This is a genomic window from Streptomyces pyxinicus (assembly GCF_024753135.1).
Classification (GTDB): Bacteria; Actinomycetota; Actinomycetes; order Streptomycetales; family Streptomycetaceae; genus Streptomyces; species Streptomyces pyxinicus.
The window spans coordinates 1-22,400 of record NZ_JANUGP010000040.1; the positions used below are offsets into that span (position 1 = coordinate 1).

The 22,400-nt window shown below is 70.9% G+C and carries 20 protein-coding genes; 13 read left to right on the forward strand and 7 right to left on the reverse strand.

From position 1 onward, the window contains the following. The 5 genes from NX794_RS32480 to NX794_RS32500 all read right to left on the reverse strand — a co-directional run. On the reverse strand, positions 1-321 hold a 321-nt coding region (locus NX794_RS32480; protein ID WP_258783254.1), incomplete at its 3' end, for an ATP-binding cassette domain-containing protein. Positions 322-347: 26 nt separating this feature from the next. Further along, positions 348-1,385 carry an ABC transporter ATP-binding protein gene (locus NX794_RS32485; protein WP_258783255.1) on the reverse strand — a complete coding sequence of 346 codons (1,038 nt, stop codon included), beginning with the start codon at positions 1,383-1,385 and terminating at the stop codon, positions 348-350. A 67-nt stretch (positions 1,386-1,452) separates the two neighbouring features. Further along, positions 1,453-2,433 carry an ABC transporter permease gene (locus NX794_RS32490; protein WP_258783256.1) on the reverse strand — a complete coding sequence of 327 codons (981 nt, stop codon included), beginning with the start codon at positions 2,431-2,433 and terminating at the stop codon, positions 1,453-1,455. A gap of 95 nt (positions 2,434-2,528) precedes the next feature. Further along, complete coding sequence (locus NX794_RS32495; protein ID WP_258783257.1) at positions 2,529-4,286, reverse strand: ABC transporter substrate-binding protein; 1,758 nt, start codon at positions 4,284-4,286, stop codon at positions 2,529-2,531. An 81-nt stretch (positions 4,287-4,367) separates the two neighbouring features. Further along, the gene (locus tag NX794_RS32500; protein ID WP_258783258.1) at positions 4,368-5,396 is read right to left on the reverse strand and encodes an ABC transporter permease; all 1,029 of its coding nucleotides are present in this window, start codon (positions 5,394-5,396) and stop codon (positions 4,368-4,370) included. 469 nt (positions 5,397-5,865) lie between these two features. Here NX794_RS32500 and NX794_RS32505 point away from each other — a divergent pair, with 469 nt between their 5' ends. The 5 genes from NX794_RS32505 to NX794_RS32525 are packed head-to-tail and all read left to right on the forward strand — an operon-like array spanning position 5,866 to position 11,407. Then, a complete protein-coding gene (locus tag NX794_RS32505) occupies positions 5,866-7,482 on the forward strand; it encodes a peptide ABC transporter substrate-binding protein (RefSeq protein ID WP_258783259.1) in 1,617 nt (538 codons plus the stop codon). A gap of 6 nt (positions 7,483-7,488) precedes the next feature. Further along, positions 7,489-8,409 carry an ABC transporter permease gene (locus NX794_RS32510; RefSeq protein ID WP_258783260.1) on the forward strand — a complete coding sequence of 307 codons (921 nt, stop codon included), beginning with the start codon at positions 7,489-7,491 and terminating at the stop codon, positions 8,407-8,409. Then, complete coding sequence (locus tag NX794_RS32515; RefSeq protein WP_258783261.1) at positions 8,402-9,385, forward strand: ABC transporter permease; 984 nt, start codon at positions 8,402-8,404, stop codon at positions 9,383-9,385. The genes NX794_RS32510 and NX794_RS32515 overlap by 8 nt, the downstream gene beginning before the upstream one ends. A gap of 5 nt (positions 9,386-9,390) precedes the next feature. After that, positions 9,391-10,374: an ABC transporter ATP-binding protein gene (locus tag NX794_RS32520; protein WP_258783262.1), complete on the forward strand. Its 984-nt coding sequence runs from the start codon at positions 9,391-9,393 to the stop codon at positions 10,372-10,374. Further along, positions 10,358-11,407 (forward strand): ABC transporter ATP-binding protein, encoded by a 1,050-nt coding sequence (locus NX794_RS32525; protein ID WP_309506052.1) that lies wholly within the window; start codon positions 10,358-10,360, stop codon positions 11,405-11,407. Before NX794_RS32520 ends, NX794_RS32525 begins: the two co-directional genes overlap by 17 nt. Positions 11,408-11,537: 130 nt before the next feature. Here the strand turns inward: NX794_RS32525 and NX794_RS32530 are convergent, their stop codons facing one another. Next, on the reverse strand, positions 11,538-13,670 hold the full coding sequence (locus tag NX794_RS32530; RefSeq protein WP_258783263.1) for a S9 family peptidase: 2,133 nt from the start codon (positions 13,668-13,670) through the stop codon (positions 11,538-11,540). 164 nt (positions 13,671-13,834) lie between these two features. Between NX794_RS32530 and NX794_RS32535 the strand changes: the two genes are divergently transcribed. The 8 genes from NX794_RS32535 (at position 13,835) to NX794_RS32570 (ending at position 21,496) form a co-directional block, all read left to right on the forward strand. After that, positions 13,835-14,029, forward strand: coding sequence for a hypothetical protein (locus NX794_RS32535; protein ID WP_258783264.1), 195 nt, complete (start codon positions 13,835-13,837; stop codon positions 14,027-14,029). 50 nt (positions 14,030-14,079) lie between these two features. Beyond that, positions 14,080-14,943, forward strand: a complete 864-nt coding sequence (gene mshB / locus NX794_RS32540; RefSeq protein ID WP_258783265.1) for an N-acetyl-1-D-myo-inositol-2-amino-2-deoxy-alpha-D-glucopyranoside deacetylase — start codon at positions 14,080-14,082, stop codon at positions 14,941-14,943. Next, positions 14,940-15,362, forward strand: a complete 423-nt coding sequence (locus tag NX794_RS32545; protein WP_258783266.1) for a DUF6113 family protein — start codon at positions 14,940-14,942, stop codon at positions 15,360-15,362. Before mshB ends, NX794_RS32545 begins: the two co-directional genes overlap by 4 nt. 159 nt (positions 15,363-15,521) lie before the next feature. Next, a complete protein-coding gene (locus NX794_RS32550) occupies positions 15,522-17,846 on the forward strand; it encodes a hypothetical protein (protein WP_258783267.1) in 2,325 nt (774 codons plus the stop codon). A 179-nt stretch (positions 17,847-18,025) separates the two neighbouring features. Next, positions 18,026-18,958: an ABC transporter ATP-binding protein gene (locus tag NX794_RS32555; protein WP_258783268.1), complete on the forward strand. Its 933-nt coding sequence runs from the start codon at positions 18,026-18,028 to the stop codon at positions 18,956-18,958. Then, positions 18,955-19,695 (forward strand): ABC transporter permease, encoded by a 741-nt coding sequence (locus tag NX794_RS32560; protein ID WP_258783269.1) that lies wholly within the window; start codon positions 18,955-18,957, stop codon positions 19,693-19,695. Before NX794_RS32555 ends, NX794_RS32560 begins: the two co-directional genes overlap by 4 nt. Positions 19,696-19,700: 5 nt before the next feature. Continuing rightward, a complete protein-coding gene (locus NX794_RS32565) occupies positions 19,701-20,885 on the forward strand; it encodes a sensor histidine kinase (RefSeq protein WP_258783301.1) in 1,185 nt (394 codons plus the stop codon). Next, positions 20,882-21,496 carry a response regulator transcription factor gene (locus NX794_RS32570; protein ID WP_258783270.1) on the forward strand — a complete coding sequence of 205 codons (615 nt, stop codon included), beginning with the start codon at positions 20,882-20,884 and terminating at the stop codon, positions 21,494-21,496. Before NX794_RS32565 ends, NX794_RS32570 begins: the two co-directional genes overlap by 4 nt. A gap of 18 nt (positions 21,497-21,514) precedes the next feature. Here NX794_RS32570 and NX794_RS32575 read toward each other — a convergent pair whose 3' ends face one another. After that, a complete protein-coding gene (locus tag NX794_RS32575) occupies positions 21,515-22,381 on the reverse strand; it encodes a transglutaminase-like domain-containing protein (protein WP_258783271.1) in 867 nt (288 codons plus the stop codon). Positions 22,382-22,400 lie beyond the last annotated feature (19 nt).

Below are 22,400 nucleotides of genomic sequence, written 5' to 3' on the forward strand. Positions count from 1 at the left end.
GGCGTACGGGTCCTGGAAGATCATCTGGATCTCGGACCGGACGGGCGCCAGCCCCTTGCGGCCCGCGTGCGTGATGTCCTTGCCCTGGTAGGTGATCGTGCCGCTGGTCGGCTCCATCAGCCGGGTGATCAGCCGGCCGGTGGTCGACTTGCCGCAGCCCGACTCGCCCACGAGGCCCAGGCTCTCACCCTCGGAGACCTGGAAGTCCAGGCCGTCCACGGCCTGCACGGCGCCCACGGTACGGCGGATCGGGAAGCCGCCCTTGATCGGGAAGTGCTTGGTCAGCCCGGAGACGTCCAGGAGGGGGGTGGTGTTGCTCATGGTGGTGAAGTCCCGTCTCGTGTCCGTCAGTGCCGCTGGAGCTCGGCGTAGTGGGCGAAGAGTTCCCGCTTTTGGTCCGCGGTGAGGTGGCAGGCGGAACCGCGGCCCGCGACGATCTCCAGCATCGGGCGCTCCGTGGAGCACAGGTTGCCGGCGACCTTGTCGGCGAAGGCGCAGCGAGGGTGGAAGCGGCAACCGCTCGGCGGGTTGAGGAGCGAGGGCGGCGAACCCGGAATCGGCGACAGCTCGACGTCCACCGGACCGTGCAGGTCGGGCATGGAATTGAGTAGACCGAGCGTGTAGGGGTGCTGAGGCGAGGTCAGCACTTCCCTCTTCGTCCCGCGCTCCACGCACCGGCCGCCGTACATCACCAGCACGTCGTCCGCGATGTCGGCGATGACGCCGAGGTCGTGGGTGATGAAGATGATGGCGGTGCCGAACTCCTGCTGGAGATCCTTGAGCAGGTCCATGATCTGGGCCTGGACCGTCACGTCGAGCGCGGTCGTCGGCTCGTCGGCGATCAGCAGCTCGGGGTCGCAGACCAGGGCCATGGCGATCATCGCGCGCTGGCGCATACCGCCGGAGAACTGGTGCGGGTAGTCGTCCACTCGCATGTCCGGCTGCGGGATGCCCACCCGGCGCAGCATCTCGATGGCCCGTTTGCGGGCCTCCGCCTTGGAGACGCCCGTGTGCTTCCGGTAGGTCTCACCGATCTGCGTACCGATGGTGTGGTACGGCGAGAGCGAGGCCAGCGCGTCCTGGAAGATCATGGACATCTTGTTGCCGCGCAGCCGCTCCAGCTCCTTCTCTGAGGCGTTGAGGAGTTCTTGGCCGTCGAGAAGGATCTCGCCGTCGATCGCGGTGCGGTCACGGTCGTGCAGACCCAGGATCGTCAGGTTGGTGACCGACTTGCCGGACCCGGACTCGCCGACGATGCCCAGCGTCTGGCCCTTCGCAAGGTCGAAGCTCAGTCCGTCGACGGCCTTGACGATGCCGTCCTCGGTGGAGAAGTGGACCTTGAGGTCCCTGATGGAGAGGAACGGCTGCTGATCGGTGCTCGTCACGGGGACGCTCCTGGGGGTGATGCGAGGTCGCCAGGTGGGGCGGGGGATGGGGGCGGCGGGGCGGAGGTCAGGCGAGCCGGATCCGCGGGTCGATGAGAGCGTAGACGGCGTCCACGACGATGTTGAAAAGCACGATCGCGCCGGCGGACAGCAGGGTCACGCCCAGCACCATGGGCAGGTCGCTCTTGTCCACGGCGTCCACCGCGAGCCGGCCGACGCCCTGGAGGCTGAAGGTGTACTCCGTGATGATGGCGCCACCGATCAGCGTACCCAGGTCGATGCCGAAGACTGTGACGATGGGGCCCATCGCACCGCGCCAGGCGAACCGGAAGAACACGTTGCGCGAGGACAGGCCCTTGGCGCGGGCGGTGCGCACGTAATCCTCGCTGAGCTGTTCGACCAGCTGGGAGCGGGACATACGGGTGTAGTTCGCTGTGAAGATGATCGCGAGCACCAGCCAGGGCAGCAGCAGGCCCGAGGCCCATGCGCCGGGATCCTCGGTAATGGGCGTGTACGACGGGTTGTCGAGGATGTCGAGCTTCGCGACGAGGAAGTACATGGCGATGTAGCCGACGAAGTAGATCTGCAGCGAGGAGCCGAGCAGCGAGGCGGAGCTGGCCAGCTTGTCCTGCCACTTGCCCTGCTTGACGGCGGCGATCATGCCGGCACCGACACCGAGAATCAGGAAGACGATCGCCGAACCAAACGCCAGTGAGAGGGTCGTCGGGAGACGGTCCATGATCGTGCCGAGCACGGGCTCACGGTTGGCGAACGAGTAGCCGAGGCAGGGAGCATTGCAGTTGCCGAAGTCGCCATAGCTGCGTCCGACGAAGATGCCCTTGACCCAGTACCAGTACTGGACCGGAACCGGATGGTCGATTCCCAGGTTGTGCCGGACCTGCGCGAGCATGTCGGGCGTGCAGTTCTTGCCGCAGGACATCTGGGCGGGGTCACGCGGGATGGCGTAGAAGAGCCAGAAGGTGACGGCGCTGATGATCAGGAGGATCACCAGGGCGCCGATGACTCGGCGGACAAGGAAGCGGAGCATGGGGCGTGACTTTCCGGACGGGGCGCCGTCGCCGGGGGTGAGAGGGGGGCCGGAGGGGCGGCCAGGTCATGGCCGCCCCCCTGGAACGATCGCGCTTACTTCTTCGCGTACAGCTTGCAGAGGGCGATGCAGGTGTTGCCGGCGTCGTACACGACGTTGCCGACCTTCGAACCGTGCATCCAGTTGCGAATGGAGTGGTAGTCCGGGACCACCGGCGCCAGCTCCATGATCTGACGGTCGACGTCGCCCCAGGCCTTGTTGGCGGCCTCCACATCGGCAATCTTGGCGGCGGCGTCGATCGCCTTGTTGACGCTCGGGTCGTTCAGCTGAGCGTAGTTGCTGCGGCCGTCGCCGATGTTCTTACCGCTCCAGCAGGGGTAGAAGACCGAGTAGCCGTTCGGCCAGTCCGGGCTCCAGCCTGCGGCGAACAGGTCGTAGTCGTTGTCGATCTTGCCGATCTGCGTGTAGAAGGTCGACTTGTCGATCTGCTTGTTGACGACCTGGAAGCCGGCAGCCTCCAGCGCGTTCTTGATCTGGACGGCCTGCTTCACGGCGTTGTCGGACTGCTGGTAGGCGATGACCAGCTTCTGGCCGATCTTGCCCGCCTCCTTCAGCAGCGCCTTGGCCTTGGCCGGGTCGCCGCCCGGCTTCTTGTCCAGGCCGTACAGGTCGAACTTCTTGTAGCCGGGAGTGACCGGGCTGAGGATGGTGGTGGCCAGCTCACTGGTGGCCTTGCCGCCGCGGATGGTCTGCAACTGCTGGTGCGGCCAGGCCCAGTTGATCGCCTGACGGACCTTGACGTCCTTGATGCGGGTCGTGTTGATCGGCCAGTAGTAGGTGACCGTGTCGACCTGGGTGAGAACGCGCTGCTTGAGCTTGGCGTTGGTGAGTACCTGGGCGATGCGCTCGGCGGCGACCTCGTTGAAGATCGTCATCGCGTACTGGTCGTTGCCGCGGTCCGCGATGAAGCGGTCCGTCGAGGCGATCGGCTGGAAACCGAACTGGAAGACGTACTTGTCCGGGTAAGCGTTGCGGATCGCGTCGGTCTTCGGGTCCCAGTGCTCGTTGCGCACGTAGGTCATCGACTTGCCGATGCTGCGGCTCTCGATCTTGTACGGGCCGCAGGAGAACGGGCGCTTGTCGTACTTCTCCTTGGTGTCGTGCTTCTTCGGCACCAGGGAGTAGCCGCGCATGGCGAGCGTGTAGTTGAAGTCGGTGCGAGGCTCGGTCAGACGGAAGGTGATCGTCCGGCCGGAGATCTCGATGGAGTCGAGTTCCTTGCCGCTGTAGGGGCCCTTGTACTTGTCACCGCCGACCAGCCACTGCTGGACGTAGCGCGGGCCCTCGGTCACGAACGAGGCGAAGAGGCGCTCGTAGGTGTGCCGGACGTCGTCGAGGGAGAGCTCGGAGCCGTCCTCCCACTTGATGCCGTCCTTGATGGTGAAGGACCAGGTCTTGCCGCCGTCCTTCATGGTGCCCGCGTCGGTGGCCGCGTCACCGACGAGAGTGCAGCCGCCCTTCTCGTCGATCTTGTAGCCGGTCAGACCACGCATGATCGGAACCGTGATGGCGCCTTCGGTCGACACGTAGATCTGCGCCGGGTCCAGGTGGTCCATGTCGAACTGGTCGAGCGAGTAGAGCGTGCCGCCCTTGACCGCGCCTTGCACCTCGGGGGCCGGGCCCGCCGAGTCGGCCTTGGTGCCGACCGGGATGTTCACCGTCTTGGCGTCGCCGACGGACGGGACACCGTTGCCCGATCCGCCCTTGTCGCTGCTGCTGCAGGCGCTCAGCACGGTCGTCGAGGCGGCGACCACACCAGTGGCGATCAGGAAGTTTCTACGGGAAAAAGACATGCTGAGCCTGCCTGTAAGGGTCAATTCGGACGGTCGGAACCAGCCGGACGTCATCGAACCGGGCCGGGTGGAACGGGATTGCTAGCGCTTGGACTTGGGGTCCAGCGCGTCGCGCACGGAGTCGCCGAGGAGGTTGAAGGCGAGGACGAAGATCACCATGGACAGTCCCGGAAAGAGCATGAAGGTGATGTCCTGGGAGTAGAACTGGGCTCCGCGCTGGATCATCACGCCCCAGTCGGGGGTCGGGTCGATGATGCCGACGCCGAGGAATGCCAGGCCGGCCTCCGCGGTCACGTATGCGGGAAGCATCAGCGTGGACTGGATGATGATCGGCGTCCAGAGGTTGGGCAGCAGTTCCTTGAAGACGATGCGTGCCGGTGACGCACCCGTGACCTTGGCGGCCTCGACGAACTCCCGCTCGCGCAGTCCGAGCACTTGGCCACGCAGCAGGCGGGCGATGGAGGCCCAGCCGAAGGCGGACAGGACGAGAATGAGAGAAGCCGCCCGCAGCGAGGTGGGGATGTTGTCGTCGTCGGCGACGAACAGTCCGTAGACGACCGGCATGAAGGCGATGAAGAACAGCGTGGACGGGAACGACAGCAGGATGTCGATGACCCGGCCGACGAGGTAGTCCGTCCGACCGCCCAAGTAGCCTGCTGTGATGCCGATGACCACGCCGAGAAGGGTGGTGAGCAGGGTGGCGGCGACGGCGATGCCCAGTGAGGTCCTGATGCCGTACAGCAGGAACGTGAAGACGTCCCGGCCGAGCTGCGGCTCGATGCCGAACCAGAACTCCGAGCTCATGCCGCCGTTCGGCCCCGCAGGGTACGAGAAGGCGTCCAGCAGATCCGGGCGGTCACTCGCGTAGGTGGTGTACGGGTTTTTGCCGTACAGCTTGGCTATGAGGGGTGCGGCTATCGCGATCACGAAGAAGAAGATCACGATGTACGCGGAGATGACGCCCGTCTTGTCCCGCTTGAAGCGGGTCCAGGCGAGCCGCCCCGGAGAGCGGCTCTCGTTGCCCTTCGGGCCGCCGGAAGTGGTCGGCTTCTCGACGGGGTCGCCGAGCACCTCGAGTGAGGCGGCAGCGGATGGAGTTGGGACGGTCATGGTGCTCCTGGCCCAAGGGAGGGTCTGATGACTCCGCAGGGCGCTCCCCTACGGGCTACGCCGGACTTTTTCAACGCAATTCATTCAAGGTCAATAAATTCTCGGTCGCCTTGGTTGCGTCTTTACCTTCTTTACTCTTCCTTGACCAATCCGTAGCTACGCGGGTAGCGCCTCGTAATCAATCCGTGCTTCACATCGGACCAACTGCGCGAAACGGGCAGGAGGTTCGATATGCGGACGGTGGAGTGTCGAAATGCGTACATCGGAACGTCGGATTCCAACGTTTCGGCATCGTTGCGCGAAGATCTATTGCGCGTCCCGCTCAAGATCGTCCCGTACCCGCTCGACGGTGACTGCAATCAGGTGACCTGCCCTCCCAAAGACTCCGCGTAAAGCCGACAGTCGTGCAATATGCCCGGTATAAGGCGATATTGGCGGCCGGGGGTCGCGGACGCAAAGGAGGCACGCCATGCGGGGAATGACGCCCGTGCGTTGGTCCGCCGCCGCGGCGGCGCTGGCGCTCCTCCCCACCGCCTGCGGCTCCTCCGCCGGTAACGGCGGTGCCGTGGTCAGCTCCTCCTGGGGGGACCCGCAGAACCCGCTGGAGCCGGCCAACACCAACGAGGTGCAGGGCGGCAAGGTGCTCGACATGGTCTTCCGGGGGCTGAAGAAGTACGACCCGAGGACCGGCGAGGCGCGGAACTGGCTCGCGGAGTCCATCGAGACCACCGACTCGCGGAACTTCACCATCAAGGTCAAGGACGGCTGGCGGTTCTCCAACGGGGAGCGGGTCACCGCGCGGTCCTTCGTGGACGCCTGGAACTACGGGGCGAGCCTGAAGCACCACCAGAAGAACGCGTACTTCTTCGGCTACATCGACGGCTATGACAAGACGCACCCCGACAGCGGGACACAGCGCGCCGACACCCTCTCCGGGCTCCGGCTCGTGGACGACCACACCTTCACCGTCCGGCTGAACCAGAAGTTCTCCGGGTTCCCCGACACCCTCGGCTACGCCGCGTTCGCCCCGCTGCCCCGCCTCTTCTTCACCGACCACGCGGCCTGGCTGGACAAGCCCGTCGGCAACGGGCCGTACGCCATCGCGTCCTACACCAAGGGCGCCCAGATGTACCTGAAGCGATGGGACGGCTACCCGGGCCCCGACAAGGCCCGCAACGAGGGCGTGACCCTCATGGTCTACACCGACAGCAACACGGCGTACACCGACCTGCTCGCCGGCAACCTCGACCTCGTCGACGACGTCCCGGCCGCCCAGCTGAAGAACGTCGAGGGCGACCTCGGCGACCGGTACATCAACACCCCCGCCGGCATCATCCAGACCCTCGCCTTCCCCTACTACGACAAGGCCTGGAACAAGCCGGGCTCGGCGAAGGTCCGCACCGGGCTGTCCATGGCGATCAACCGCGCGCAGATCACCCGGACCATCTTCCGCGGCACCCGCACCCCGGCCACCGACTGGACCTCACCGGTGCTCGGCGCGGACGGCGGCTTCAAGGCCGGGCTGTGCGGCAGCGCCTGCGATTACGACCCCCGCCGGGCGAAGGAGCTGGTGAAGGAGGGCGGCGGGATTCCCGGTGGGCAGGTCAAGATCACCTACAACGCGGACACGGGCTCGCACAAGGAGTGGGTGGACGCCGTGTGCAACTCCATCAACAACGCCCTCGGCGACGACAAGGCCTGCGTCGGCAACCCGGTCGGCACCTTCGCCGACTTCCGCAACCAGATCGGACAGCACCGGATGAGCGGCCCCTTCCGGGCGGGCTGGCAGATGGACTACCCGCTCATCCAGAACTTCCTCCAGCCGCTGTACTACACCGGCGCCTCCTCCAACGACGGCCAGTGGTCGGACAAGAGCTTCGACCGGCTCGTGAACCAGGCCAACGCCGAGACCGACACCGCCAAGGCCGTCACCGCCTTCCAGAAGGCCGAGGAGGCCGTGCGCGACGCCATGGCCGCCATCCCGCTCTGGTACCAGAACGGCAGCGCCGGCTACTCCGACCGGCTGTCGCACGTGGCGCTGAACCCGTTCAGCGTGCCCGTCTACAACGAGATCAAGGTCGGCTGAGCCGCCGTGGGCCGCTACGTCGTGCGCCGGCTGCTCCAGATGATCCCGGTCTTCGTCGGGGCGACCCTGCTGATCTTCCTGATGGTGAACGTGATGGGCGACCCCGTCGCCGGCCTGTGCGGGGAGCGGGCCTGCGACCCGGCCACCGCCGCCCAGCTGAAGAAGGAGTTCGGCCTCGACAAGCCCCTATGGCAGCAGTACCTGACCTACATGGGGAACGTCTTCACCGGAGACTTCGGTACGGCGTTCAACGGCCAGCCCGTCACCGAGCTGATGGGCTCCGCCTTCCCGGTCACCATCCGGCTGACCATCGTGGCCGTCCTCTTCGAGATCGTCATCGGCATCACGCTCGGCGTGCTGACCGGCCTGCGGCGCGGCCGGCCCGTCGACACCGGGGTGCTGCTCGCCACCCTGGTCGTCATCTCCGTGCCCACCTTCGTCACCGGCCTGCTGCTGCAACTGCTGCTCGGCATCAGGTGGGGCTGGATCAGACCCTCGGTACGCACCGGGAGTTTCGACGAGCTGATCGTCCCCGGCCTGGTCCTCGCCTCCGTCTCCCTCGCCTACGTCACCCGGCTGACCCGGACCTCCATCGCCGAGAACCGGCGCTCCGACTACGTCCGCACGGCCGTGGCCAAGGGCCTGCCGCACCGCCGGGTCGTCACCCGGCACCTGCTGCGCAACTCGCTGATCCCCGTCGTCACCTTCATCGGCACCGACATCGGCGCGCTGATGGGCGGCGCGATCGTCACCGAGCGGATCTTCAACATCCACGGCGTCGGCTACCAGCTCTACCAGGGCATCCTGCGGCAGAACACCCAGACGGTCGTCGGCTTCGTGACCGTGCTCGTGCTGGTCTTCCTGGTCGCCAACCTCCTGGTCGACCTCCTGTACGCCGTACTCGACCCCAGGATCCGCTATGCCTGAGCAGCCGCCGTACGAACCCGAGCGCGCCATCGCCGGCACCGGCATGGGCGGCGCGATGGACCTCGGCGCGAGCGAGGCGGCCGGCCTGGAGAAGGCCCCGGGCGGCCCCGACGGCACCGGGCCCCGGGACAAGGCGCGTTCGCTGTGGTCCGACGCCTGGCGGGACCTGCGCCGCAACCCGGTCTTCCTGGCCTCCGCCCTGGTCATCCTCTTCCTGGTCTTCGTCTCCCTGTGGCCCTCGGCGATCGCGTCCGGCAGCCCGCTCAGCTGCGACCTGGCCAAGGCCCAGGACGGCTCGGGCCCGGGCGCGCCCTTCGGGTACGACGGACAGGGCTGCAACGTCTACACGCGCACCGTCTACGGCGCCCGTACGTCCGTCACGGTCGGCGTGTGCGCCACGCTCGGGGTGGCCCTGTTCGGCTCCGTCCTGGGCGCGCTCGCGGGCTACTTCGGCGGTGTCTGGGACTCCGTCCTGTCCCGGCTCACCGACGTCTTCTTCGCCATCCCGGTCGTCCTCGGCGGACTCGTGCTGCTCTCCGTGGTGACCAGCAACACCGTCTGGCCGGTCATCGGGTTCATGGTGCTGCTCGGCTGGCCGCAGCTCTCCCGGATCGCCCGCGGCTCGGTCATCACCGCCAAGCACCACGACTACGTGCAGGCCGCCCGCGCCCTCGGCGCCTCCGACTCCCGCATCCTGCTGCGGCACATCGCCCCGAACGCCGTGGCCCCGGTCATCGTCGTCGCCACCATCGCCCTCGGCACCTACATCGCCCTGGAGGCCACCCTGTCCTACCTGGGCGTCGGCCTCAAACCGCCCAGCGTCTCCTGGGGCATCGACATCTCCGCCGCCTCCCCCTACATCCGCAACGCCCCGCACGCCCTGCTCTGGCCCTCGGGCGCCCTGGCCGTCACGGTCCTGGCGTTCATCATGCTCGGCGACGCGGTCCGCGACGCCCTCGACCCGAAGCTGAGGTGAGCGGCGTGCTGCTCGACGTACGGGACCTGCGGGTGGAGTTCCGGACCCGGGACGGCGTCGCCCACGCCGTCAACGGGGTCAGTTACGCGGTGGACGCGGGGGAGACGCTCGCCGTGCTCGGCGAGTCCGGCTCGGGCAAGTCGGTGACCGCGCAGGCCGTCATGGGCATCCTGGACACGCCGCCGGGGCGGATCACCGGCGGGCAGGTCCTCTTCCAGGGGCGGGACCTGCTCACTCTCAAGGAGGAGGAGCGGCGCAAGGTCCGCGGGGCCGGCCTGGCGATGATCTTCCAGGACGCGCTGTCCGCCCTCAACCCCGTGCTCCCGGTGGGCGACCAGCTCGGCGAGATGTTCACCGTGCACCGGGGGATGTCGAAGAAGGAGGCGCGGGTCCGGGCCGTGGAGCTGATGGACCGGGTGCGCATCCCGGCCGCCGCCCAGCGGGTGCGGGACTATCCGCACCAGTTCTCCGGCGGCATGCGCCAGCGCATCATGATCGCCATGGCGCTGGCCCTGGAACCGGCCCTCATCATCGCCGACGAACCCACCACCGCCCTGGACGTCACCGTGCAGGCCCAGGTCATGGACCTGCTCGCGGAGCTGCGGCGCGAGTACCGGATGGGGCTCATCCTCATCACGCACGACCTGGGTGTGGTCGCCGACGTCGCCGACCGGATCGCGGTGATGTACGCGGGCCGGATCGTCGAGTCCGCCCCCGTGCACGACATCTACAAGGCACCGGCCCACCCCTACACCCGGGGCCTGCTCGACTCCATCCCGCGCCTGGACCACAAGGGTCGGGAGCTGTACGCGATCAAGGGCCTGCCGCCCGACCTCGCCGCGGTCCCGCCCGGCTGCGCCTTCCACCCGCGCTGCCCGATGGCCCGCGACGTCTGCCGCACCGACGTGCCCCCGCTGCACGCGGTGGCCGACGGCCGGGGCAGCGCCTGCCACTTCTGGAGGGAGTGCCTGCGTGGCGACGAGCGCTGAGCCGATCCTGGAGGCCGACGGCCTGGTCAAGCACTACCCGCTGACCCGGGGCATCGTGTTCCACAAGCAGATCGGCGCGGTCAGGGCGGTCGACGGCGTCGACTTCACCCTCGGCCGCGGCGAGACCCTCGGCCTGGTGGGGGAGTCCGGCTGCGGCAAGTCGACGGTCGCGAAGCTGCTCTGCAACCTGGAACGCCCCACGGCCGGCGCCATCCGCTTCAAGGGCGAGGACATCACCCGGCTGTCCGGCCGCGCCCTGAAGGCCGTACGGCGCAACATCCAGATGGTGTTCCAGGACCCCTACACCTCCCTCAACCCCCGGATGACGGTCGGCGACATCATCGGGGAGCCGTACGAGATCCATCCCGAGGCCGCGCCCAAGGGGGACCGGCGCCAGCGGGTGCGGGAACTGCTGGACGTCGTCGGGCTCGACCCCGCGTTCGCCAACCGCTATCCGCACCAGTTCTCCGGCGGCCAGCGCCAGCGCATCGGCATCGCCCGGGGGCTGGCGCTGCGCCCGGAGGTCATCGTCGCCGACGAGCCGGTCTCGGCGCTCGACGTCTCGGTGCAGGCCCAGGTGATCAATCTGCTGGACCGGCTCCAGACGGAGTTCGACCTCTCCTACGTCTTCATCGCGCACGACCTGTCGATCGTCCGGCACATCTCGGACCGGGTCGGGGTCATGTACCTGGGCCGGATCGTGGAGACCGGACGGGACGCCGAGATCTACGACCATCCCACGCACCCCTACACCCAGGCCCTGCTGTCGGCCGTCCCGGTACCCGACCCGGCGGCCCGCGAGGACCGCGAGCGGATCATCCTCAGCGGTGACGTGCCCTCCCCGGCGGACATCCCCTCCGGCTGCCGGTTCCGGACCCGCTGCTGGAAGGCGCGGGAGCGGTGCGCCCGGGAGGTCCCGCTGCTGGCCGTGCCTGCCGGACTGCGGGAGGCGGGCGGCCCGGCCGCGCACGACTCGGCCTGCCACTTCGCCGAGCCCCGGCAGGTGGTCCCGCCCGAACAGGCCCGCCCCTGACGGGCAACGGGCCGGGGTGACATGGCGCACCCCGGCCCGTTCACGGCACCCGCACGGCCGTACGCGAAGCAGCCTCCCGCGTCCGTATATCGGTGCCGCTTCCGTCAAGTTGCCGGTGCGTTAACGCAGTTCAGGCGGGGGTTCCCGGGAGGCCGAGGGACCGCCGGAGGAACTCCACCTGGAGCAGCAGCAGGTTCTCGGCGACCGTCTCCTGCGGGGTCATATGGGTCACCCCGGACAGCGGCAGCACCTCGTGCGGGCGGCCGGCGGCCAGCAGCGCGGAGGACAGCCGCAGCGAGTGGGCGACGACCACGTTGTCGTCCGCCAGTCCGTGGATGACCATCATCGGGCGGTGCGGCAGCGCCGCGTCGACCAGACCGGCGTCGTCGATCAGGGAGTTGCGGCGGTACACCTCCGGCTGCTCGTCCGGCAGCCCGAGATAGCGCTCCTGGTAGTGGGTGTCGTACAGCCGCAGGTCGGTGACGGGCGCGCCGACCACCGCCGCGTGGAAGACGTCCGGGCGGCGCAGGGCTGCGAGCCCCGCGAGGTAGCCGCCGAAGGACCAGCCCCGGATCGCCACCCGGGACAGGTCCAGCGGAAAGCGCTCGGCGAGCGCGTGCAGCGCGTCCACCTGGTCCTGGAGCACCACGGCCGCCACGTCGTCCCGGATCTCCTTCTCCCAGGCCGGCGAGCGGCCCGGGGTGCCCCGGCCGTCGGCGACGACCACCGCGAAGCCCTGGTCGGCGAACCATTGCGAGGTCAGATGGGCGTGGTGCGCGGCGACGACCCGCTGGCCGTGCGGACCGCCGTAGGGGTCGAGCAGAACCGGCAGGGGAGTGTCACCGTGGTAGTCCCGTGGCATAAGCACGGCGCACGGAATTCGGCGTGCGCCCCCCTCGGTCAGCGTGACCCGGGGGGACATTCCGGGGTCTTCGGCGTACGACGGGACAGTGACCGCCGGGTTTCCGTCACGCAGCACCTGGACACGGGCGCCCGGCCTGTCCAGGGTCGCGGACACCAGGACGGTCACGCCGCCGGCCCGCACCGCCGTGTGCACACCGGGTTCCCGGGACACGCGCTCCCAGCCCAGTTCGTTCACCCGGTACACATGGACTTCGCCAATCTCGGCCGCCTCGGCCGCCGTGCCGGCCGAGGCGGAAACCAGTACGTCCGCCGCACTCACGTCCAGAACCGCACGGATGTGCAACTGGGCACTGGTCAAGGGGCGTTCACCGACCGCCAGGACCCGGGCGCCGCCCTCGTCCGCGATCCGCACGAGCTGTCCCGAGGGGCTCCAGCAGGGCACGCCAGGGAAAAGTTCCAGCCATGTTGGATCTTCGTCCGCGTGCACCATCCGCGTCGCCCCGGTGTCCGGGTCCACCGCCAGGTAGAGCTGGCCGCGCTGGTCCCGCGCCTGCACCAGGATCAGCGGTGCACCCGCCTCTGACCAGTGCACACGCGCCAGATAGGGATACCGGCCCCGGTCCCATGCGACCTCCGTGCGCTCCCCGTCCAGGCCGAGCACGAAGAGCCGTACGTCCGCGTTAGGGGTGCCCGCGGCCGGGTACCCGACGTTAGTTGGCTCACGCCCGGGGTTGGCCGGGTCCGCGGTCCACCACCGCCGCACCGGCGTCTCGTCCACCCGGGCGACCAGCAGCCGGGTGGAGTCCGGGGCCCACCAAAAGCCCCGCGAGCGGGCCATCTCCTCGGCCGCGACGAACTCCGCGAGCCCGTAGGTCACCTGCTCCGACTCCGGCTCCGCGAGCGCCCGGTCGCCCGTGCCGTCGGCGCCCACCACCCGCAGGGCACCCCCCGCGACGTACGCGACATGCCGGCCGTCGGGCGCCGGACGGGGGTCGATCACCGGTCCGGGGACCTTCAGTTCACGCGTCGCGCCATCACCGAGCCCGGCCGTGAAAAGCCGCCCTGACAAGGTGAAAGAAGCGAGTTCCAGCGCGGCGTCGGTGGCGTAGCCGACGATGCCGGCACCGCCCTCGCGGCTGCGCTCGCGGCGGGCCCGCTCCGCGGGCGACAGCTCCTCGGCGGCGCCACGCAGCAGGGCGCCCGGGTCGGCCGCGCGGCGCTCGGCACCGTCCGGCAGGTCCAGCACCCACAGGGAGTTGGCCCGGTCCGTGCCGGAGCCCGCGCGCAGGAAAGCGACGCGCGAACCGTCGGGCGCCACGGCGAACGCACGCGGGGCGCCGAGCGTGAACCGCTGGGTCCGGGCGTGCCGACGGGGGAAGGAGTCAGCCTCGGTCGTCATACCCCGACCATATTGGCCATGCGCCCCCTTGTGCGGCCGTGCGCCGAGCGATGCGCGAGTACGGATAGTTATGATCACTACCGCTGCGTGGGTATGAACCTGCTGGCGTTCGCGTGGATTTGCTCAACTGGTCTGGATCTCACGATCTTTGGAGGTGAGCCGCCGTGGCACTCTCGATTTCGGCGGTGGTGCTGCTGGCGATCATCGTCTTCCTGCTGATCAAGAAGTCGGGACTGAAGGGCGGGCACGCGGTCATCTGCATGCTGCTCGGCTTCTATCTCGCCTCCTCGACCGTCGCTCCCACGATCAGCGATTTGACGACGAACGTCGCCAGCATGATCGGCAGCATCAAGTTCTGACGGCCGCGCGTGCCGGGGCCGCCCTGACGGCGACCTCGTAGGGTGGTCCCATGACGGAACTGCCCGACCGGCGCCTGCTGCTGGTGCACGCGCACCCGGACGACGAGTCGATCAACAACGGCGCCACCATGGCCCGGTACGCGGCCGAGGGTGCCTACGTGACCCTGGTCACCTGCACCCTCGGCGAGCGCGGCGAGGTCATCCCGCCCGAGCTGCGGCACCTGACCGGTCCCGCGCTGGGCGCGCACCGGCGCGGCGAGCTGGCCGCCGCCGTCGGCGCGCTCGGCGTGACCGACGCCCGGCTGCTCGGCGGCGCGGGCCGCTACGGCGACTCCGGGATGATGGGCATCCCCGACAACGACGACCCGGGCTGCTTCTGGCAGGCCGACGTCGACACCGCCGCGGGCGCGCTCGCCGAGGTGATCCTGGAGGTCCGCCCCCAGGTCGTCGTCACCTACGACGACCACGGCGGCTACGGCCACCCGGACCACATCCAGGCCCACCGCGTCGCCATGCGCGCCGTCGACCTCGCCGCCGAGCGCGGCCACCTGGTCGCCAAGGTCTACTGGAACCGTGTCCCGCGCTCCGTCGCCGAGGCCGCCTTCGCCCGCCTCCAGGACGAGCTGGCCGCGCTGCCCTTCGACAAGGGCGCGACCGTGGCCGACGTCCCCGGGGTCGTCGACGACGAGCGGATCACCACCACGATCGACGGCGGCCCGGGCGCCGCCGCGGCCAAGGCCGCCGCGATGCGCGCCCACGCCACCCAGATCGAGGTGGCCGAGCCGTACTTCGCGCTCTCCAACGAACTCGCCCAGCCGCTGTTCACCACCGAGTACTACGAACTGGTGCGCGGCACCGGGGAGCCCGGGGAGACCGACCTGTTCGCCGGGCTCGGCACCGGGGCGGCGTCGTGAGCGGCGGCGGACCCGGCTCCGGCCCGCTGCTCGCCCAGCCGCTGCGGGCGCCCTCGGCCGGCCGGGCCCTCGCCCATCTCGGGCTCCTGCTGCTCGGCGCGGTCGTCGCGCTCGCCGGGACCCTCGTCCAGGGCGCCTGGTTCCCCGGCGGCCTGCTGCTCGCGCTCGCGGGCGCGGCCGGGGTGTTCCTCGGCGGGGCGTACGCCACCGGCGGCCGGGGCGGCGCCCTCGCGCCGGTGGCCGGCTGGATGGTCGCCGTCATCCTCCTCACCCTCGCGCGCCCCGAGGGCGACTTCTTCTTCGGCGCGGGCGGCGGCTCCTACCTCTTCCTGCTCGGAGGTATGGCCGTCGCTGTGATCTGCGCCACCCTCGGTGCGGGCAGGCAACCCGGCGGCCGTCCCGCCCGACTTGGCAAGTGACGTACCACTTCGCCGTCCGGCGCGCGTGCGAGTCCGGTGGGGGTTTCCTCGGCGGTCCCGGGATACGCGCCAGAGGTGGCCAGTATGGTGGTGCGCGCCGCCGAGCCGCCCGAGCAGTCAGGTCGGAACGGGCGGTGGAGCCAACCGGGAGAACCTGCCTTGAGTCGTGAAACTGACACTCCGTCCACCGGGCCCGACGGGCGCGGCGGAGCCTCGTACCCCTCCGGCACCCCGCCGTACGGGACCCCCATGGCTTCCGACGCCGCTGCGGACGCGGGCCGTTCGGGCGCGCGGCCGGAGGAGAAGAAGACCGAGACGACGCTGACGACCCGGATCCGGATCAACATCCCCGGATCGCGGCCCATCCCGCCGGTCGTCATGCGCACGCCCGTCGCGGACGGCGAGGGAACCGGCGACGAGACCCCCGCGCCCGAGGCGCGGCCCGCCGCCGACCGGCCGGCCGCCGAGGCCCCCGCCGAGCCGGCCGCACCGGCCGCGCCGACCGAGGAGAAGACCAGCGACTGGTTCGCGCCCCGCAAGTCCGGCCCCGCCAAGGGTGGTCCGGGCGGCGGCGGCACGAACGGCGCGGGTATCCCCGGCGGTTCCGCCGCCGGGGCCCCGGGTGCCCGTACGGGTGGTCCGGGAGCGCCCGGCGCGGCCGGTACCACCGGCGCGCGCCCGGGAGCGGGCCGTCCCGGCGGCGTGGTCGGCTCGATGACCGCGCCGGGCGCCCCCCGCCCCGGCGGCACCAACGGCAAGGGCCTGCCCGGTGCCACCGGCGGCCCCGTCGCCCCCGGCCACGGCGGCGGCACCGGCTCCTTCGACGTCACCGAGGCCCTGGCCGCCGCCAACGCGGCCAACGCCGCCCACACCACCGGTGAGCCGCGCCGCGACGACCTGCCGTACTTCGCCGAGAACGGCGGCGGTCCGGAGGGCCGCACCGGCACCGGCACGCACGGCGGGGGCCTCGGCGGTCCGGGAAGCGGTCCCGGCGGGCCCTCCGGCTTCAACGGCCCCGGCGGACACGGCGGTCCGGGCGGTCCCGGCGGCCCGCAGGGCCCGGCCGGCCCCACCGGCGGCCCGGTCACCGGCGACGGCATGCTCGTCCCGCCGGTCGGCGAGCCCTTCGACGGCCCCGGCGGCCCCGGCGGCCCCGGTGGCTACGGCGGCCCGAGCGGCCCCGCAGGCGTTGGCGGCCCCGGCGGTCCGGGCACCCCGCCCGCCCGCAGCGCCCTCGCCGACCTGGCCGGTCTCGACGGCACCGGGGGCACCGGCGCGCCCGCCGGGCACGTCCCCGGTGGCGGGCTCAGCGACGACACCGCGATCCTCACCCCGCAGAAGCCGGCCCCCGGACCGGGCACCCCCGGCTACCGCTCGCCGGCCGCCGACAACGTCTCCGGACACACCGTCACCAGCGGCATCCCGGTCGTCCCCGGCGCCGCCAAGCCGCCCTTCGGTTCCGGCGGCCCCGCCCAGCAGACGGCGCCCAAGCCCGCCCCGGCCCCGGCCCCGGCGCCCAAGGCCGCGGCCAAGCCGAAGAAGAAGGGCCGCAGCAAGCTGGTGCTGCTCGCGGTCGCCGTGGTCGTCGTCGCGGGCGGTGCCTACGGCGCCGGCCTGCTGATGAACCGCACCGACGTGCCGAACGGCACCACCGTGCTCGGCGTCGACATCGGCGGCGGCACCCGCGACGACGCCGTCAAGAAGCTCGACGACGCCTTCGGCAGCCGGGTGAACAAGCCGCTGAAGCTGGCCGTGGGCGGCAAGACGGTCAGCCTCACCCCGGAGAACGCCGGCCTCCAGTTCGACTACCAGGCCACCGTGAGCCAGGCCGCGAAGAGCGACTACAACCCGGTCCACGTCATCGGCTCCCTCTTCGGCGAGAAGCGCGTGGTCGACCCGGTCATGCCGGTGGACGAGGAGAAGCTCCAGGCCGCCCTCCAGCAGGCCGGCGGCGGCTCCGGCTCGGTCCAGGACGGCACCGTCACGTTCGAGGCGGGCAAGGCCGTGGCCGTCTACGGCAAGGCGGGCCAGGCCATCGACGCGGGCCGCTCCACCGCGGCCGTCGAGAAGGCCTACCGCGCCCAGGTGGAGACCGACACCGCCACCCCGGTGACCGTGCCGAGCACCACCCGGCAGCCGACGGTGTCGAACGCCGAGGTCGACCGGATGATGAAGGACTTCGCCAAGCCGGCGATGTCCGGCAACGTCACCGTGCGGACCGACGCGGCGCACTCGGTGCCGATGAGCCCCGAGAAGTCGCTGTGGAAGTTCCTGCGGGTGACCCAGGTCAACGGCAAGCTCGTCGACAAGCCCGACCTGACCGCCCTGAAGCAGCTCTACGGCCAGGCCTTCGACGGTGTCCTGATCACCCGCGGCAACGGCAAGAAGACGCCCGTCACGCCGCAGGACGTGTACGTCGCGCTGCGCCAGGCGCTGGTCAGCACGACCAACCGGGTCGCGGTCATCCCGACCGACCCGAGCTAGTGCTGCGACCGGAAAGGTTCACCGGCTCGCGGCCCGCGCCGGCACCGGGAAGAGGGGCCGCCCCCGTGGGCGGCCCCTCTTCCGCGTCCGAAGTCACCCGATCCACATGACATCTGTCATCCGGGAGTCGGGACCGCCGACACTGCCGGGCACCCGGTCCCGTTCGCGAGCATGGAGACATGACGACGACAGCGGTACCGGCCGCCACCACGACGACCGTGGTCGGCTTCGACCAGGTGACCAAGAGCTACGGCGGCAACCGGGCCGTCGACGGCCTCTCGCTGCGGCTGCACCCCGGCGAGACCGTCGCCCTCCTCGGTCCCAACGGGGCCGGCAAGTCCACCACCCTCGACCTGCTCCTCGGGCTCAAGCAGCCCGACAGCGGCACGGTGAGCCTGTTCGGCGGCACGCCGCGCGAGGCGATCGTCGCCGGCCGCGTCGGCGCCATGCTGCAGAGCGGCGGCCTGATGGACGAGGTCACCGTCACCGAACTGGTCAAGCTCTCCTGCTCGCTGCACCCGAAGCCGTACCCGGTGTCCGAGGTGCTGGCCCGGGCCGGCATCACACAGATCGCCGACCGCAAGGTCAACAAGCTCTCCGGCGGCCAGGCCCAGCGGGTGCGCTTCGCCCTCGCCACCGCCGGCGACAGCGACCTGATCATCCTGGACGAGCCCACCACCGGCATGGACGTCTCCGCCCGCCAGGCCTTCTGGGCCACCATGCGCGAGCAGGCCGACCAGGGCCGCACGGTCCTGTTCGCCACCCACTACCTCGAAGAGGCCGACGCCATCGCCGACCGGGTCCTGGTGCTGCACCGCGGCCGGCTCCTCGCCGACGGCACCGCCGCCGAGATCAAGGCCCGGGCCGGTGCCCGCCGGATCTCCTTCGACCTGGACGGCGAGATCGACGAGAGCGCCCTGCGCGCGCTGCCCGCCCTGCGCACCCTCGACGTCTCCGGGCAGACCGTCCGCGCCCAGTCCGCCGACCCGGACGCCACCGTGCACGCCCTGTACGGCCTCGGCCTCTACCCCCGCAACCTCGAAGTCGCCGGCCTCGGCCTTGAGCAGGCCTTCGTCGCCATCACCCAGGCCGAGGAGGCCGAGCAGTCGTGAACGCCCTGATCAAGCTCGAACTGACCCGCGCGCTGCGCAACAAGAAGTTCCTGTTCTTCTCCGTGCTCTACCCGGCGATCCTCTTCCTGATCTTCGCGGGCAGCACCGGCGCCGACGACAAGGTGGACGGCACGGGCCTGACCGTCGCCACCTACCTGATGGTCTCCATGGCCTCCTTCGGCGCCCTGACCGCCGTCCTGATGGGCAACAGCGAGCGCATCGCCAAGGAACGAGAGAGCGGCTGGGTACGGCAGCTGCGGCTGACCCCGCTGCCGGGGCGCGGCTACGTCCTCGCCAAGACCGCCAGCGCCGCCGTGGTGAGCCTGCCGTCGATCGTCGTGGTGTTCCTGGCCGCCGTCGCCGTCAAACACGTCCACCTCGACGCCTGGCAGTGGCTCGCCCTCACCGGCGTCATCTGGGCCGGCAGCCTCGTCTTCGCCGCGCTCGGCGTCGCCATCGGCTACCTCGCCTCCGGGGACGCGGTCCGCCCGATCACGATGATCGTCTACTTCGGCCTGTCCATCCTGGGCGGCCTGTGGATGCCGTCCACCACCTTCCCGCGGTTCCTCCAGGACATCGCGAAGTGGCTGCCCACGCACGCGTACGCTGCCCTGGGACGGGCCATCGAACAGAGCCAGGCGCCGCACGCGGCGGACGTGGCCGTCCTCGCCGTCTACTTCGTCCTCTTCGCGGGCGGCGCGGCCTGGCTGTACCGGAAGGACACGCTGAAGGCGTGAGCACCATGACGGAAGAACGGCCGGCCCGCGCCGGCGGGGACGTGCCCATCGGCCGGCCGCCCACCGTCCGGCGCGAGGTGCTGGTGAAGCTGCTGTGGATCGGCGTCTGGCTGATCTTCCTGGGCTCGCCCCTGGACGACCTGATCGGCGGCGCCCACTCCACGGACGCCACCGCGGCCGGCGCCTGCGGACTCGCCGCCTTCGTCGGCGTCTACCTCGCCCTGGTCTTCCGCAACATGGGCCGGCCGTTCTCCGGCCGGGCCGTGGTCGGCCTGCTCCTGCTGCTCGCCGTCCTCGCCTCGGTACTGGCCTGGACCCTCGGCAGCGCCTGGCTCGGCCTGTACGTGTACCTCTCCGTGGCCTGCGGGGCGACCCTGCCGCCCCGCGCCGCCTACTGGGCCATCCCCGCGACCACCGTCCTGATGTACGCCGTCGGCACGCGCTCCGACGAGGGGGAGGCCCGGGGCCTGATCCTGCTGACCGCGCTCATCGGCTTCGGCATGACCGGGATCCGCCAGCTCATCCACACCACCATCGAGCTGCGCAAGGCCCGGGCCACCGTCGCCCAGCTCGCCGCCAACGAGGAGCGGCTGCGGCTCGCCCGCGACCTGCACGACCTGCTCGGCCACTCGCTCTCCCTGATCACGCTGAAGAGCGAGCTGGCCGGGCGGATGCTGCCCGGTCACCCGGACAAGGCGGCCCAGCAGGTCGCCGACATCGAACAGGTCAGCCGGCAGGCGCTGGTGGATGTCCGGGAGGCCGTCACCGGCTACCGGCGCCCCCGGCTCGCCGTCGAGCTCGCCGGCTCCCAGGTCGCCCTGACCGCCGCCGGCGTCACCGCGGAGCTGCCGGCCGAACCCGACCTGGCCGGTGTCCCGGAGGAGGCCGAGTCCGCGCTCGCCTGGGCGCTGCGCGAGGCCGTCACCAACGTGGTCCGGCACAGCGGCGCCGAGCGCTGCCTGATCCAGGTGGCCCGGCGCCAGACCCTGGACGGCCCGGTCCTCGAACTCACCGTCGAGGACAACGGGTCCGGCGGCTCGGGCAAGGGGCCCGGCAACGGCCTGACCGGCCTGACGGAGCGCCTGGAGAAGGCCGGCGGCACCCTGGAGGCGGGCCGGACCGGACCGGGTTTCCGGCTGGTCGCCCGCGTGCCCACGGCCCCCGCGGGGGACGTAGGATCCGGGGCATGACGCGCACGATCAAGGTCCTGCTGGCCGAGGACCAGTCGATGGTCCGCGAGGCGCTGGCCGCGCTGCTCGGCCTGGAGGACGACATCGAGGTCGTCGCCCAGGTGGCGCGCGGCGACGAGGTGGTCGCGGCCGTCGGCGCGCACGGGGTGGACGTGGCGCTGCTCGACATCGAGATGCCGGGCTGCACCGGCATCGAGGCGGCCGCCCGGGTGCACCGGCAGTACCCGGCCGTCAAGCTGGTCGTGCTCACCACCTTCGGCCGGCCCGGCTATCTGCGCAGCGCCATGGAGGCGGGCGCCGACGCCTTCCTCGTCAAGGACGCCCCGGCCGCCCAGCTCGCCGAGGCGATCCGCAAGGTGCTCGCCGGCGAGCGGGTCATCGACCCCACGCTGGCCGCCGCCGCGCTCGCCGAGGGCGCCAACCCGCTCACCGAACGCGAACGCGAGGTGCTGCGCGCTGCGGCCGACGGCGCCACCAACGCCGAACTCGCCACCGCCCTGCACCTGTCCCAGGGCACGGTCCGCAACTACCTCTCCACCGCCATCCAGAAACTGGCGGTCCGCAACCGCGCGGAGGCGGTCCGCGCGGCCCGCGAGAAGGGCTGGCTGTGAACCCCGGCGTCTGCCGGGTCAGTTGAGCATCGCGCGGGCCGTGTGGGCCTGTTGGCGAGCCTGGTGGGCGGCCTGTTCGTCGACGATCCCGATCAGGTCGGCGTAGGTGTCCAGTTCCTCGGCGCCCGCCGTGAACTCGCCGCGCTGGACGAGGATCTGTCCGCGTTCGTAGCGCAGCCGCGCCGGGTGCGAGGGGATCAGCAGGGACAGTTCCACCGCGCGCAGGGCGGTGTCGGACCGCTCGGGACGGGTGGTGGCCCAGGACCGGATGTTGTTCAGGATGCGCTGGACGACCTCCAGCGGTGCCGCCGGCTCCAGCATCGAGGCGTCCAGCGGCGCCCCCGTGGCCCCCACCACCAGCAGCTCGGCGTCCGCGCCGGTCAGCACGCGCCCCTCGCCGAACGGGTCGGCCAGCACCTGCTCGCCCGCCGCGCCGAACCCGACCACGAAGTGCCCCGGCAGCGCCACCCCGTACACCGGCGCCCCGGCCCGGCGGGCCACCTCAAGCCACACCACCGACAGCAGGATCGGCAGCCCGCGCCGGCGCCGCAGCACCTCGTGCAGGAGGGACGACTCCAGCCGCTGGTAGTCGCCGGGCGTGCCGTGGAAGCCGTACCGGCGCCCGAGCAGCCGTCCGACCGCCGCCGCCCAGGCCGCCGCCCCGCCGGGCCGGTACGGCAACTCGCCCGCGAGGCGGTCCAGCTCCAGCTGCGCGGCGTCCAGACCGGCCTCGTCCAGCGAGCCGTCCGCCTCCGCGCCGATCAGCAGGCACAGCGCCGCGAGGTCCGGCCGCTCGGCGCGGGCCTCCTCGGCGAAGCGCTCCCGCAGCTCGGCGGACCGCTGTGGCGAGGGCGGGTACGGCGGCGGCAGATACGGACGGTCCATGACGGGTTCCTGCCCTCCC

Bases quoted from the DNA above. Each gene is read 5' to 3' on its own strand.
- NX794_RS32490 (WP_258783256.1), bottom strand. From the start codon at position 2,433: ATGCTCCGCTTCCTTGTCCGCCGAGTCATCGGCGCCCTGGTGATCCTC.
- NX794_RS32495 (WP_258783257.1), bottom strand. From the start codon at position 4,286: ATGTCTTTTTCCCGTAGAAACTTCCTGATCGCCACTGGTGTGGTCGCC.
- NX794_RS32500 (WP_258783258.1), bottom strand. From the start codon at position 5,396: ATGACCGTCCCAACTCCATCCGCTGCCGCCTCACTCGAGGTGCTCGGC.
- NX794_RS32505 (WP_258783259.1), top strand. From the start codon at position 5,866: ATGCGGGGAATGACGCCCGTGCGTTGGTCCGCCGCCGCGGCGGCGCTG.
- NX794_RS32515 (WP_258783261.1), top strand. From the start codon at position 8,402: ATGCCTGAGCAGCCGCCGTACGAACCCGAGCGCGCCATCGCCGGCACC.
- NX794_RS32530 (WP_258783263.1), bottom strand. From the start codon at position 13,670: ATGACGACCGAGGCTGACTCCTTCCCCCGTCGGCACGCCCGGACCCAG.
- mshB (WP_258783265.1), top strand. From the start codon at position 14,080: ATGACGGAACTGCCCGACCGGCGCCTGCTGCTGGTGCACGCGCACCCG.
- NX794_RS32555 (WP_258783268.1), top strand. From the start codon at position 18,026: ATGACGACGACAGCGGTACCGGCCGCCACCACGACGACCGTGGTCGGC.
- NX794_RS32565 (WP_258783301.1), top strand. From the start codon at position 19,701: ATGACGGAAGAACGGCCGGCCCGCGCCGGCGGGGACGTGCCCATCGGC.
- NX794_RS32570 (WP_258783270.1), top strand. From the start codon at position 20,882: ATGACGCGCACGATCAAGGTCCTGCTGGCCGAGGACCAGTCGATGGTC.
- NX794_RS32575 (WP_258783271.1), bottom strand. From the start codon at position 22,381: ATGGACCGTCCGTATCTGCCGCCGCCGTACCCGCCCTCGCCACAGCGG.